Annotated in this window: 13 protein-coding genes and 1 tRNA gene; 8 read left to right on the plus strand and 6 right to left on the minus strand. The window is 58.3% G+C overall.

The features are described from left to right. The 6 genes from VNM72_06905 to VNM72_06930 all read right to left on the minus strand — a co-directional run. On the minus strand, positions 1 to 486 hold a 486-nt coding region (locus tag VNM72_06905), incomplete at its 3' end, for a carboxypeptidase-like regulatory domain-containing protein (protein HXF05129.1). Positions 487 to 1,491: 1,005 nt separating this feature from the next. Next, positions 1,492 to 1,629 (minus strand): hypothetical protein, encoded by a 138-nt coding sequence (locus VNM72_06910; protein ID HXF05130.1) that lies wholly within the window; start codon positions 1,627 to 1,629, stop codon positions 1,492 to 1,494. Positions 1,630 to 1,645: 16 nt separating this feature from the next. After that, positions 1,646 to 2,137, minus strand: coding sequence for a nucleotidyltransferase domain-containing protein (locus VNM72_06915; protein ID HXF05131.1), 492 nt, complete (start codon positions 2,135 to 2,137; stop codon positions 1,646 to 1,648). A gap of 477 nt (positions 2,138 to 2,614) precedes the next feature. After that, complete coding sequence (ispG, locus tag VNM72_06920) at positions 2,615 to 3,850, minus strand: flavodoxin-dependent (E)-4-hydroxy-3-methylbut-2-enyl-diphosphate synthase (GenBank protein ID HXF05132.1); 1,236 nt, start codon at positions 3,848 to 3,850, stop codon at positions 2,615 to 2,617. Between the two features lie 53 nt (positions 3,851 to 3,903). Then, entirely contained in the window at positions 3,904 to 5,904 is a 2,001-nt protein-coding gene (locus tag VNM72_06925; GenBank protein ID HXF05133.1) for an MBL fold metallo-hydrolase, read from the minus strand. 58 nt (positions 5,905 to 5,962) lie between these two features. After that, complete coding sequence (locus VNM72_06930) at positions 5,963 to 7,396, minus strand: porin (protein ID HXF05134.1); 1,434 nt, start codon at positions 7,394 to 7,396, stop codon at positions 5,963 to 5,965. A gap of 816 nt (positions 7,397 to 8,212) precedes the next feature. On the opposite strand from VNM72_06930, the gene VNM72_06935 reads away from it, so the two are divergent. From VNM72_06935 to VNM72_06970, 8 genes are all read left to right on the plus strand, one after another. Continuing rightward, positions 8,213 to 8,289 (plus strand) — tRNA-Met (locus VNM72_06935). A 28-nt stretch (positions 8,290 to 8,317) separates the two neighbouring features. Beyond that, positions 8,318 to 8,983 carry a hypothetical protein gene (locus VNM72_06940; protein HXF05135.1) on the plus strand — a complete coding sequence of 222 codons (666 nt, stop codon included), beginning with the start codon at positions 8,318 to 8,320 and terminating at the stop codon, positions 8,981 to 8,983. 45 nt (positions 8,984 to 9,028) lie between these two features. Then, complete coding sequence (locus VNM72_06945) at positions 9,029 to 10,027, plus strand: SDR family oxidoreductase (protein ID HXF05136.1); 999 nt, start codon at positions 9,029 to 9,031, stop codon at positions 10,025 to 10,027. Between the two features lie 138 nt (positions 10,028 to 10,165). Then, positions 10,166 to 11,086, plus strand: a complete 921-nt coding sequence (locus VNM72_06950; protein ID HXF05137.1) for a sigma-54 dependent transcriptional regulator — start codon at positions 10,166 to 10,168, stop codon at positions 11,084 to 11,086. Positions 11,087 to 11,467: 381 nt separating this feature from the next. Continuing rightward, positions 11,468 to 11,983, plus strand: coding sequence for a GNAT family N-acetyltransferase (locus VNM72_06955; protein HXF05138.1), 516 nt, complete (start codon positions 11,468 to 11,470; stop codon positions 11,981 to 11,983). Positions 11,984 to 12,006: 23 nt separating this feature from the next. After that, positions 12,007 to 12,150 (plus strand): hypothetical protein, encoded by a 144-nt coding sequence (locus VNM72_06960; protein HXF05139.1) that lies wholly within the window; start codon positions 12,007 to 12,009, stop codon positions 12,148 to 12,150. A gap of 195 nt (positions 12,151 to 12,345) precedes the next feature. Next, positions 12,346 to 13,167 carry a cytochrome c oxidase subunit II transmembrane domain-containing protein gene (locus tag VNM72_06965; protein ID HXF05140.1) on the plus strand — a complete coding sequence of 274 codons (822 nt, stop codon included), beginning with the start codon at positions 12,346 to 12,348 and terminating at the stop codon, positions 13,165 to 13,167. 90 nt (positions 13,168 to 13,257) lie between these two features. Then, the coding region (locus VNM72_06970) for a cytochrome c oxidase subunit I (GenBank protein HXF05141.1) at positions 13,258 to 13,455 on the plus strand (198 nt) is incomplete at its 3' end.

Here is a 13,455-nt window from a genome sequence, read left to right on the forward strand (position 1 = left end):
GACGTTGCCGACCATGGCATTTTCCGACTGAACGAGCGGCGCCCCCGCCGTCACCACGACGCGCTCTTCGAGCTGTCCCACCGTGAGGGTGAAATCAATGCGTGCTTCCTGCCCGACCTGAAGGACGATTCCTTCTCGAACCTCCGTCTTGAATCCGGTGAGCTGAACCGTAATCGCGTAGGTGTCGGCCGGAAGTTGTGTGATCACGTAGTCGCCCTGACTATCGGTCGTCGTCGTTCGCGTCCAGCCCTTGTTCATATTCTGGATCGTGATGTTAGCGCCAGGGACAACAGCGCCGCTTTCATCTCTGATCGTCCCGCGAATAGTGGCGGTGAAACTCTGGGCGCGAGACACACCCATCAGCAGCCAGAGACCGAGCACCAGAGCGAAGAGGAAACTAATGGCCCTGATCGCCCTGCAGAACTGATCTGACGGCTGGGGGTTAAAAGGCTGACTGACACGAGCGGCTAATCGTTTCCAACTCATCGCGGTTTCCCTCCTTAGTTTGTGGTCTGGGGCCCAATGGTGGATCCCACGTTCAGATGCACCTATGCCCTGACTTTGACCGCGTTGAGTGTCGCTCCCGCTGGATCACTATCGCCTTCCACCACGGAGCCGCGCGGATTCTATCACAAATCGGAGTCAAGCGGTAGATTGAAGATGCGAAGTATTATCCCCCCGTCCGCGAGCGCAGTTTCTCTGCGGCCTGGACGCTTCCTCCTGACAGCCAGCCCAAAGCCGTCGCGACTTTCCCATTGCTTTCAACTCCCCGGGGGAGGCGCCTTTTGTTTTCCCTTGACAATGATATGGACAATCTGTATATTGACGGGCGTGCGAAAAAACTTTAAATCTCAAAAAAGGAGATACGTGATATGGTTCTAGCTCAAACCGATACAACAACCATCCTGCTCCTCGTGCTTGTTTTTACAATTCTGGCTGTTGCTTTGATTGTCGCTTTGACACCCTCGAAAGCTTAGGATTGGGGGCGATTCCTGTAGGAGCTGCCGCCCGTTCTGCTATATCGAGCATCAAACGGGCGGCATGATCCTTTACCTCATAAGAAGTGCTGGACTGAGCAGAAGACTATTTCTGTTCGTGAAGGCGTCCACTAATGAGTTTTGCCTTGATGGTTAGGGCGCCTTTGCGCGGAGCCCATACGATGGGCGATGTAATACCTGGAATGGAGCTCTTCTCTCTTCGATTACCCTCGAAGAGGCAGAGGATCTGGTCTTGCCGCATGGTGACTCTGCACGGCGGGTATCATTAAGACCTATCCCGGGCAGTATACGAACTCCAGACCAAGCCTCCTCACCAAACTCTTGGACAGTCCCGATGTAGCTCATCTGGAGCCGGCGGCTGCCACGTCTCCAGCCCATGCACTTCAGCAGTTCACTCCGCAGCCTCGATCCGATCAGCTACTTCCAGTATGCGACTTTGAAATGTCCTCCAGAGCAGCGCAAACGGCGTGTGCGACTGGTATGACTCGCTCGGCTAGACCGAAGACGCGGTGACGATCAAAAAAACGTAGGCATGTCGGAAAAAACGGTGGAAGCGTCGGAATTCGTCCAACTCCTGTTTGAGCTCGGGTGAGATCACCGCTGGCCGTACCTGAGGGATTTCTAAGGCCATCTGGTTGAGCAGCTCTTCATGATAACGGTCGCGGGACGAGCGATTGGCACAGCAAAATAGCCCCGGATGCGCTGGAAGATCTGCTCACACAGTCCATAGAATTATGGATCTCATAGGCCAACGCGATGATCTCAGCTTCGGACGTGGATGTTTCCGCTGCTTTGTGGCGAGCTATTAAGACCCTCGTTTTGTCTTCAAGCGCTCCCCGGGCCAGGGCTAATTCAGCCGCCAGTGCGCGAAGACTGTTGCTGTTGAGCATCATAGATGCAGACCCGTGAGCAAGAATCCACTGGCCTAGCGGCGCTGCTCGATCAATCTCGACCAGGTCCACCGTTCGGTCGAAATGTCGGTCGAGAGCTGCACCGAGCGTGAAAAATTCGACACCCATTGACCCCAAAAGTCCTATATCCACGTCCGAGGTTTCATGGGAAAACCGCCCCGGCATGAGAACCGAGCCGAAGAGATAAAGCTGCCGGATACCGGGAAACGACTGCGCCACGGTGCTCACCGTCCGGGCTCTTTCCAGCACCCGTTGGCGCTCAGCTTCATCGCGCTGGCGGAGCCGTTCGATCCGTCACCGCAGCCGACGCGCTATAGCCTCTAGCATCGGGTCACTTGCCCGAGCAGTCTCTTTTGTTGCTTCCGTGTGACTCATGCCCGTCCGCTAAGAGGGTTGCGGGAAACCAAAGGCCCCGCGGGGTTGGGCCAACGAGAATCCATTTTCGCACACTCAGGCCAGGCCCTCGCCTACGACGCGGGCAGCCAGAGCTCATAGCAGAAACCCGGTTCGGATGAGGAGACTTCGGAGCATGTCGCAAGCAGGCACGGGAAGTCAGCTCTGACGATCATCAAAAAGCCAGAGTTTCACCGTTGCCCCGAACAATGCCTTCCATCGTCGCGTGGCTGATGGCGCCACCGCGCAACGGACAGCGGAATCGAGACAGAGGATGTCCATGTGCGGGCGGACCATGCGAGAGATGGGGAATTAAACGGGATCGGGACTCCTGTCTCTGTCGGCACCAAACCGAGCGGCGATGTATCCATTGAGGATGCCGATGAAGTCCGCCACGAGAGTCGGCCCTTTGAGGGTCGTGAGTAGTTTCCCTTCAACAAAGACCGGCGCTTTTGGTTCTTCGCCGGCGCCGGGGAGGGAGATTCCGATGTCGGCATATCGTGACTCTCCCGGCCCATTGACGACGCACCCCATGACGGCGATGCGAAGCTGCTCGACGCCGGGATACTGTGAGCGCCAGACGGGCATCATCTCCCGGACATACGATTGGATCTGATCGGCCATTTCTTGAAAGAAGGTGCTTGTCGTCCGACCACATCCGGGACAGGCGGCCACCTGAGGAGCGAAGTGGCGGAGACCAAGGGATTGGAGGATTTGTTGGGCCACGCGAACTTCCTCAGCCCGGTCATGACCCGGAGCGGGAGTCAAGCTCACGCGAATGGTATCGCCGATGCCCTGGTGAAGGAGAATTCCCAGGGCTGCTGAGGAGGCCACGATCCCTTTCAAGCCCAGTCCCGCTTCGGTCAAACCAATGTGCAACGGATACTCGCATCGCTCGGCGAGCCGGCGGTTAACTTCCACGACATCGTCCACCTCGGAGGCCTTGGCGCTGAGGATGATCTGGTCGTGGGCCAGACCGTATCGCTCGGCCATCGCCGCCGACTCTAGCGCGCTTTGTATCATCGCCTCCCGAACGACCTCGCGAGCATCAAGTGGTTGGGGTCGGCGCGCGTTCTCATCCATCAGCCGCGTGAGCAGCTCTTGATCGAGCGAACCCCAGTTCACACCGATGCGCACGGGCTTTCCGTACTCGCACGCGATCTCGATCATGCGTCGAAAATTCTCATCGTGGTATTTGCCCGTTCCGACATTTCCCGGATTGATTCGGTACTTCGCCAGTGCCCGGGCGCATTCCTTCACCCGCGCGAGAAGCTGATGACCGTTATAGTGAAAGTCGCCAATGAGAGGGACATCAATTCCCCGCTCCGTCAATCGAGCGACGATCTCGGGGACAGCCCGCGCGGCCTTCTCTGTGTTCACCGTCACACGAACAAGCTCCGCGCCCGTCTGAGCCAGGGCGATGATTTGCTCGACCGTTGCCGAGACATCGGCTGTGTCAGTGTTTGTCATCGCCTGAACGACGACGGGATGGCCGCCGCCGATGGCGACTCGTCCCACTTTGACGGTGACCGACTCTCTCCGACGCATAAAGCAGGAATCACTCTACTGAATGATCGGGATCGAAGCAAGGCACACCGGACTCACTTCGCCGCAGATGCTGAGGACAGGGGGACGATGTCATCTCGACTCCGGGGGAGAATCTGATAACCTCGGGTGAAGGGTCGAAATCCGTCGAACTGCCCTATGACGCCAATAATCGTCACATCCCCCAACGGGGTATTCATCCCGGGGATATTGGTCGTTTCCAGTATCCGAAGCGTCAGGCTTCCCGTCCCATCCGTGATTGTCAGATTGGCGCTCCCCGCGGCGGGAATTGTCCCACTGATTCTCACACCCTCGATCTGCACGAGCAAACCTTCACTCGATTCGCCGATTTGGGAGATGGTTCTTCTGACAGGGCGTACCTCTCCCCGACCGAGAACGACAACGCCGTAGGGGGAAAGAAAGGGAGGAGTAATTGTCGGATTCGTGATATTGAGTTGCACCACACCGTTGAAGAATTCCAGTCGGCCCACCGCCCGCACGCGATCACCGGGGTGGACGGAAACAGTTTGTCCGCTCCGCTCGAACAGGTTAATTCCTCCCGTTTCATCTTGAAGGTAGAGATCGTTGTCCCGCGTGCTGAAGGTATCCGTTCCGACTGTGATGACGCCGGCAACGGCGACGTTGTAATTGAGGAAAGCGGGGTCGAGATCTGACGTTAGCACGCGCACTCGCTCAACGGGAGTGAGACCGGCGAAGTATCCGCCCCGGGCCATCGTCCTCTGGCCCCGGTTGTCGCAGGCCGTCACCGTATATTCAATCCGCGTGCCGTCGGTCTGGCCGGGGATCAGGGCTCGGTAAAGGCGCGTCCCAATGCGCTCCGCCGACAATGAAATCGGCTCCTGGCCATCAATCGAATAGCTCATGGCGGCGGCCGTGACTTCTCCTGAGTCGTCGGCGATGTCGGCGAAAAGAAGCGTGGTTTGACCTGCCGTCGGGACGACCGGCGATGTCCAAACGAGGATTGAAGGGGGAAAGTCAAAACGAACTCCGTCCTCGCCTCCGTCGGTGGAGAATCGGCGCGGCACCAATCGTCCCCCGCTGACCGTGTAGGAGCGCCCATCAGTCTCAATGAGGATGGTGCCATCGGCGACGAGCCCGTGACGGCTCACGTCGCTGCGGCTGGGACCTGGCTCGTTCTGAAAAATGACGGGGATGCGCTCGACGGCGAAATTCCCATCGGGCGGAGACGGTCTTTCTCCGCTCGTTGGAGAGGTGGTGACGAAGCGATCCGTGACTTCAATGGCCGGATGGCCAAAGGTGTTGTCGCGGCCCGCCTGGATGATTCCGACCTCAGCTTTCAGTGTGCGGAGAAAGGTGCCGTTACTACTTGTCCGGCTTCCGTGATGGCTGATCTGGAGAACGTCTACGTCTCCGACTAGCTGGGCAACGGTGGATTCGACGTCTGTCGTATTGAGTCCTCCTCCCGTCAGGTCGCCGGCGAGAAAGAAGTCGAAATCGCCGAACTGGACGAGCAAACCGATAGAAGCGCTGTTATCCGGCTGATCGTTGCGGTCGCGGCGACCGAGGACGTCTACGCTTCCGCCGCTCAGGAGCCGACCGTTGACGACAATGCAGGTCACCACTGCGCCGTCCCCGAGATCGAGGACGGTTCCCGGAGTGATCGTTCGCCGCGCCGCACCGATGGCCCGGAGATAAGCCGAGAAAATGTTCTGATCAGGGGGAGAGAAGGGAAGTATCGCATCCCCGCCATCGTAGGCTATCGAAGGTGGATAAACGGCCGCCACCTCGTCCAAACCCCCGATGTGGTCGCCATCGTAATGGGTGGCCACCATGTAGTCGAGGGCTCTGATCCCCAATCGTTGCATTTCCGGGACGATGACGGATTGACCCATCCCATCACGCCCGCCATCTATGAGGAGAGTCCGTCCCGTCGGCGAGACGATGAGCGTGGCATTCCCCTGACCGATGTCGAGGAAGTAGATGGAGAGGACTGCCTCCGCTCTGCTCGGAGGGTGAGTAAGCAATACGAGCACGCCGACAATAACTCCACCGGCAATGCATCGCCTCCAGGTCATTCTGAGCCCAAGTCCCTTTCCCGGTCGGTTTAAACCTCGCCGGCCTCTCACCTTTCCCTCAAAAAGTAAACTGCATTCGCGTTAACAGAGAAAAGAACGAGCGATCACCGGGCCGGGGGGCTCGTCGCGGATCGGCAAATCGTTCGACATTCAGGTCGAGCATGTACTTGACCGACCGGGTGAGGTACCAGTTCATCCCTGTCGAGAATGTTTCTGCCCGATCACTTTGAAATCCATTGGTGAAGTGAAGATTCGAGTAGCGGAACTTCACCTCCCAGGCGCCGATACCACGCTCGGTTTGGTCCTTATTCCACAGCCCGGAGCGGGGGGCAATCGCTTCATCCTCAGGTTTATATTCCCCGGTGAGGAGGTAGGTCCCCTGCACCATCAGTCCCTTGCCGATCACTCCGGGTAAGTTCGTGTGGTTGAGCCCGAGGCCAGTGCGCTCCTGGTGCGTTTGGACGAATTCGGAACGGAGGGCGAACCCCCTGTAGATGTAGGTGAGTTCCGCATTAGCGCGGAGAAGATGGCCGTTGACCGGGACGGGTTGGAAGAAGGTCGTACTGCGGCTTTCCGTTCGCCCGATGAAGCTCATACCTCCCCGTTGTCGTCCGACGGCAGCAGCACCCCCAAAACTCAGTCCTTGCAGCCTGTGCCCATCTCGGTTCATCCACGGGCGCAGCCGCAGCCGGACGACACCTTCCGGTGTGCTGCTCGTATTCGGAGCAAGAAGCCCCTTGCCATTAAAGGCACCGACCTGATAGGAGAAGATCCCTCCTCCGATGTTTCCCGCCAGTTCCACGCCCGGACTTCTGCTGGGAACCAGGTTATTAACCATCGAGCGTTCGACGAAATCATTGTTTTCGTCGTCCCGTAACTCTTCCTGGGAGAACGGCTCTTTAAATTGGCCAAACTTCAACTGCACCTCCGGACGGATATTGAGGTTGATCCAGCCATCGCGAAGGATCGTCCCGGCGGTATCTGCGAAGTCGGCCTGCACCTTGTATTCGTATTTTTGGTGAATCCGTCCTCCGACGGAGAATCGAGCGCGACGGATGAGGAACGTATTCACGAGGCCCTGTTCATTCTTCTCATAGCCGCGATAATCAAATTGCCCGTAGCCGGAGAAAACCGCTTCGAATGTCCCGCTCGAATTCCGAATGAAGGCATGCCGCTCATTCCATCCAGCAGTCCCCGCCTCCTCGTGAGCGCCCGCGGCCGGTCGTTGGGGCAATCGTTGTTTCGTCATCGGATCGCTTTCCCCGGCCTGTTCCATCGCTGATGCTGATTGACCTTCACGGGAGTGAACCGGCTGCTGCGTTGCCGGGGCGGGTTCTCTCCCCTGCCGTCGCTCCTCAAGAAGCTGACGGAGGAGCCTGTTTTGCTCTTCGAGTTGACGCTGCTGGTTGGCGATCTGTTGTCGGAGGCTCTCGATCATCTCCGTTTGCTGGCGAAGGAGCGAGCGCAGTTCATCCAGTTCCTGGCGATCCACGACAACGGTCCGATCGGAAAGCGCTGGCCCTCTCTCCTGACAGGGCACCGAAGGGGTCACGCACAGGAGGATCCACGCACAAAGGCACCTGCACTTCACTTTCAGCTTAGCCGCTCTCCATTTCTCACGGAGAGCGTCGGCCGTTTGAAACGGGCTCGTGACAAATCCCGTCAGATATCTTTGCCCGATATGGCCGAGAAGAGGAAACCCGGGTGGTTCTTCCCAAAGGGTCCCGCACCGCCTCGGATTAATGTCTGGCATCTTGCGATCCTCCGCTGATAAGGGTTGTGTTCACATTCGGTCACCACGGTCTCGCCGACGATGTCGCATCACAGTCGGGAGCGCGACATTATATCACAGGCCACTTCGTCGCATGACGATATTTCCATCGGTGATCTTCCATCGCGCCCGGGCTCGATCCGGGAGGAGAAATTGTCACAGTATGGGATCGGCGGGGGCTCCGGGCTCGGGATCCGGCGACCGGCTCCGTTCACATCTCCCTCACACATCATGGGACACAAGCAGGAGTCACGATTGTCCTTTCGAAGAGGGAGAGGACGTCGCTCTCATCCTCACCGATTCTCGCGGACAGAAAAATCATGGGAAATCCGTGAAATCTATGGCCTTTATTCGGAGGGGCGACATAGGCGTCACGATAAGTTCGGCCTGCCTCTTGACTCAAGAGGGGAAAATTTCTCCTCTGCCCCGGGTGGGGAGCGAGGGGCTTGGGGAGCCTTGCCGATAACGGGCGGCAAGGCTAAAATGTGGCTTCTCATGAAACGCACGCCGTTTAAAAGGTATTCGGCCGCGGCATGTGGCGGCGTAGCTCAGGTGGCTAGAGCGAGGGATTCATAACCCCTAGGTCGCAGGTTCGAGCCCTGCCGCCGCCACCACACCACCACACGGGGGGAGAAAGTCATTGTGGGTTTGCGTCCCCTGACATTTCAACTGCGCTCCTCGCCGGGGATTGTGGCGTCCAATCGAGTAAAAACAACGTGTTTCGCCTTGATCATCCTCTTTGTTCTCCCTTTGCCCTGGCAAACAGAAAGACGGCGTGATCAGATACGCCGCCTTCTCGGACAAAGCGATGTGGTCGTCGTCGCGCGTGCCACTAAGTACCATCTCGTGATTGACTCGGTGAAGTATCGGAGGGAACGCGAGCGAGAGACGGCCCCGTCGCAGTCCATGCTGGGCGTTGTCTATTACCTCTCAGTCACGGAGACGGTTTATCGGAAACCATCACCAGACGAGCGCGAGGGAATGCCGCTTCATCCGGGCGATCCGGTCGTAGTCTACGTGCCGGGCCCGCTGGCCGATCCGCGTGAGTTCGGCAAGGTCTCGTTGCAGCCTGGTGGAGAGTATCTCCTCTTTCTGAAACGGGCGAAGCTGGATCCCGACGACTTTCGCTACGCCGTCGAGCAGGTGTCCGGAACAGCGATGATGGAATGGCGGGCGTTTCCCGATAGCCGGTTAATCTACTTCACTCCGGTGCGCGATACATTCGCCACATTACTCCTGGAAGGAGCGTGGATGACTTTCCTCGTTGAAACGCGCGCCGTTGCCCAACAGATGCCAGCTCAAAAGTAGCACGTCCTCTGTCGGTCCTTCGCGGGTTACTCCCCGTCTGGAAAAATGCCCGAACGGTTGAAAATTCTCGTCACTGGAGCGACGGGGTTCGTGGGGTCGAATCTCGTCCGGCAATTGGTGGCTCGGGGAGCGACAGTTCGGGTTCTTCACCGGCGATCATCCAATCTTCAGTTGCTGAACGATCTTCCTATCGAATGCGTCATCGGAGATATAACTGACCGGGATTCGGTGATGTATGCGGTCGAGGGTGTGGATGTCATCTATCACGTTGCCGGAGCCGTGAGCTTCTGGCGAGGAGACCGCGCCCGATTGGTCAAAGTCAATGTCCAGGGGACCCGACATGTTGTTCAGGCTGCTCTGCGGCATCGTGTGCGACGGCTCGTCTACACCAGTTCCATAGCAGCGATCGGCTATCGAGATGATGGGCGTCCGGCGGACGAAACGACCACGTATAACTGGGCGCGGTATGGCATCCCCTACATGGAGACGAAATGGGCGGCTGAGCGCGAAGTGCTCGTGGGAGTCGAGCAGGGGCTGGATGCCGTCATCGTCAATCCGGCGGTCATCTTCGGGCCGCGCGATGTCAACTTCCATTCCGGCCGGATGATCCAGTTCATTCAGCAGGGGAAACTTCCCGGTTATCCGCCCGCGCGAATGACCGTGTGCGATATTGACGATGTCGTCGAGGGGCATCTCCGGGCGATGGAACGTGGACGCGCGGGGCATCGCTACATTCTGGGTGGGGAGACGCTTTCGTTCCGCGAAATTTTTCGCACGATCGCTCAGGTGGTGGGCGTTCCGTTTCCCGATCGGGAAATCCCCGTCTCCGTCTATTTTCTCGTGGCGCTCGGCTATGAGCTTGTCGGTTGGCTCGGCGGCCGCCGTCCGGTGATGACCCGCGATATGATCACGGCCATGCGGTGGCAAAGCTGTGGCTATAGCTCGGAGAAAGCCTGCGCGGAACTCGGGTATCGTATCACCCCCTTTCGGGAGACGATTGAAAAGGCTTATCGGTGGTACAAAGAGAACGGGTATCTCTCCTAGAGTGTGGGGTCTGATCGTATCTCTCTTCGATCCCCCCTGTGAGGGATGGACTGAGGCGAGCCGAGGCGGCTGCTTGCTGGATATGGAGGGCGGGCAGTAGAATAGCTCTCTCCGTGACGTGCAATCAGGAGAGCAGTGGTGAATCCGGTCATTGGATCGCTGGAGAAAATTTTTCGTGATGCCGAGATAGCGGCCCGCTCGTCGGAAGCCGTCTTGATCCTGGGGGAGACGGGAGTGGGAAAAGAGGTGCTGGCCCGCTATATCCATGAGCACTCCCGTCGGCGCGACCGTCCCTTTTTCCCCATCAATTGCGCTGCTATTCCCGCGCACTTGCTGGAGAGCGAGCTGTTCGGCTACGAGCGCGGCGCGTTCACCGGAGCCACGCAGAGCCGAAAGGGGTTGCTGGAGCAAGCTGAAGGAGGAACGGTCTTTCTCGATGAGATCACCGAAATCCCGTTGGAAGCGCAGGCTAAGCTACTGCGCACCATCGAGACGTGCGAGCTTATTCCCCTGGGGGGAACAAAGTATCGCACCATTGATGTTCGCTTCATCGCGGCGACGAACTCCGACATTAAGCCCAAGGTCGAGCGCGGCGAGTTCCGGCGTGATCTTTATTATCGGCTCTCGATTTACGTCTACACGATTCCACCTTTGCGGGAACGGCTTCAAGATATTCCGCCGCTTGTGCGCCACTTTCTGGCCGAGGCCGGAGGGTCGGCCCGTCTCTCTCCGGCTGTGCTGGAGCTGTTTTTATGTTATCCCTGGCCGGGCAATGTGCGGGAACTCAAGAACGTGATCAGCTACGCCCTGGCCAGAGCCAACGGACAGACAATCGGGATCGAGCATTTGCCCGAACACATCACGGCCCGGTGTCACCGTCCGGATGTTTTGCTCGGAACCCGCCTGGAAGAAAAAACCGCGTGCTTTGAGGCACACCTTCTCGCGGAAATGATCAAACACTACCCGGACCCCAGGGAAGCTGCCAGCCGGCTGGGCCTGGGCTTACGCACCTTTTACCGCAAGTTGAAGAAGTACGGTCTCACCCTCCGCCGACCATAGCCATTTGAAAGGGCACTGTAACGAAAAAACCACCGCGTCGGCTTTCGCCTGAGAGAAAACTTCTGCCGGGCACTTCCCGAAGCAATCATTGCCCGTGACACCTCTGTCACTCTGAGAGGGCGTCGCCGTGTCATCAGTGTCGCAGCCTAAGTTTCTGAGCCCGGCCGAGACACTGACATGAGCTGACCCCGCGAGGTCGGCGAGCGAGGACAATCCTGTCAGAGAAGGGGCGGGTACCGAAGCGGGGGCGTTATGTTCTTCTCGCCTCTACCTCCAGCTCCCTGAAGAGTTAACTCCCTCGACGATCCTGCTATTTGAACCGTCGGCAGGCGCGGTACGACATTTGCATACCATGATCGTTCCAAACGATCCGTGGTGGTTATGGGCGTTCGACGACAACTTGCCCGCAAGAGAGCCTCGGTCACCGTCCGGACGCTTACGGCCGAGGACATTGACGACGTCATTCGCATTGATGCCCGCGTCACCGGCGACATGAAGCCGGAGTACTGGCGACGGAAGCTGGCTCTCTACCTCTCACAGCAGGATATCGAAGCCATCACGGCGTCGCATTACTTCAGCGGCATTGATCCGCAACTGGCGCGGGTGGCCGAGATCAACGGTCGAGTCGTCGGATTTATCATCGGCGAGATCCGGAGCTGGGAGTTCGGTCAGCCACCCACGGGATGGATCACGGCGCTCACGGTGGATCGTGACGTGCAACGACAGGGGATCGGGCGCCGGTTGCTCGCCGAGGTGCTCGATTACTTTCGAGAGCGGGGAATCACTACCGTGCGCACCATGGTGGAATGGTCGGACGGGAGGATGCTGTCGTTTTTCACGGCGATGGGGTTTGATCGTGGCCCGTTCATCGAGCTGGAGAAGCGCATCGGTGTTTGATTTTTTCGGGAGGAATCTGCGTTATGGAGGGAAACGCCTTCGACTGGAGGGTCATCTGGCTCGGCATTCTCACGCTCGCCCTGATCGCCCACATGATCAAGGACGCGCGGGAATTCAAAAAGATCAAGCGGCTGGAAGAGGAAGTTGCGGCCTTGAAAAAACGGTGACGGCGGGAGTGTGAGAGATTCTCATCGGTGAAGGGCAAGAGGCGATGAGTTGCTTCGCTTCCGAAAGCGACGAGCGTTTTCGCCCGACAGCCAGGGTGAAGTCTGTTCACCAGGGGCGAAGCGTCACCTGTTCTGCGCACCGGTGAGGTGATCTCGCACGGACCACGTCGGAGTACTTTTGCGAGAGGGGAAAAGATGAGCGAAAAGATCAGGTCGTCACGTTCGTCGTTCGAGGGAGTTCTTCTCGCTGGAGTCCTCTTTCTCATCGCGATCGCGGCGATGGTATTGGCCGGGCGGCGATGGTTGCCGCCGCTGGCTTCGGAACATGGAGCCGGCATTGATCGGCTGATGGACTATTTGATGGTCAGCGTGGGGAGTCTCTTTATTCTCGGTCATCTCATCCTGGGGATTTTCATCTGGCGGTTCAGCCGACAGGATCGTGTGACCTATCGCCAGGCCAGCCCCCGCACGGAACGAATGTGGGCGCTCGTACCGGCTCTGGTGATGACGGTAGTGGCCGAAGGGGGCGTGCTCGTGATGGGATTACCCGTGTGGGGGAAGCTCTACGGTCGGGCGGCGCCGCCCGATGCCTTCACCGTCGAGGTTACCGGCGAGCAGTTTGCCTGGAACGTGCGCTATCCCGGACCGGATGGGCGATTCGGTCGAACCGATCCCTCGCTCATCGCGGATGACAATCCGTTGGGGATTGATCGGCGCGATCCGGCAGCGCGGGATGACATCGTTCACCTCGGGGTCGTTCATGTTCCCGTCAACCGACCGGTCCGCGTCCGACTGCGCTCCAAGGACACGTTGCATAGTTTCTTTATCCCTCACTTTCGATTGAAGCAGGACGCCGTGCCGGGAATGACCATCGAGGTGTGGTTTGTTCCCACTCAGGTGGGCGAATATGAAATCGCCTGTGCCGAACTCTGCGGGTTCGGTCATTTCCAGATGAGAGGGCTGTTGCGGGTGCTCTCGCCCGAACAGTTTTCCGAGTGGATGGCCCGCCAGCAGTGATCGCTTGCGAGAAGCGCAGCGGGCCACGGTCCGTGAACGGGCGATGCCCCATGAATCGAACAGATCAAAGGGAAAAAGGAGAACAGAGCAATGGCAGTCGCACGAGCACACGTTGCTGAACCACTTCATGAACCGACGAGTTTTCTTCGCCGTTACATCTTCAGCACCGACCATAAGGTGATCGGCATTCAGTATCTGCTGACGGGCATGGTCATGGCGGTGATTGCCGGAACAATGGCCATGCTCATTCGATTACAGTTGGGATGGCCGACGGCTAAATGGCCTCTT

Source organism: Blastocatellia bacterium (genome assembly GCA_035573895.1).
Lineage (GTDB): Bacteria > Acidobacteriota > Blastocatellia > HR10 > HR10 > DATLZR01.

What these genes read in the sequence shown, in the direction of transcription:
- VNM72_06910 (HXF05130.1), bottom strand. Translation starts at nt 1,629, where the DNA reads ATGGCCTTAGAAATCCCTCAGGTACGGCCAGCGGTGATCTCACCCGAG.
- ispG (HXF05132.1), bottom strand. Translation starts at nt 3,850, where the DNA reads ATGCGTCGGAGAGAGTCGGTCACCGTCAAAGTGGGACGAGTCGCCATC.
- VNM72_06925 (HXF05133.1), bottom strand. Translation starts at nt 5,904, where the DNA reads ATGACCTGGAGGCGATGCATTGCCGGTGGAGTTATTGTCGGCGTGCTC.
- VNM72_06945 (HXF05136.1), top strand. Translation starts at nt 9,029, where the DNA reads ATGCCCGAACGGTTGAAAATTCTCGTCACTGGAGCGACGGGGTTCGTG.
- VNM72_06955 (HXF05138.1), top strand. Translation starts at nt 11,468, where the DNA reads ATGGGCGTTCGACGACAACTTGCCCGCAAGAGAGCCTCGGTCACCGTC.
- VNM72_06960 (HXF05139.1), top strand. Translation starts at nt 12,007, where the DNA reads ATGGAGGGAAACGCCTTCGACTGGAGGGTCATCTGGCTCGGCATTCTC.
- VNM72_06965 (HXF05140.1), top strand. Translation starts at nt 12,346, where the DNA reads ATGAGCGAAAAGATCAGGTCGTCACGTTCGTCGTTCGAGGGAGTTCTT.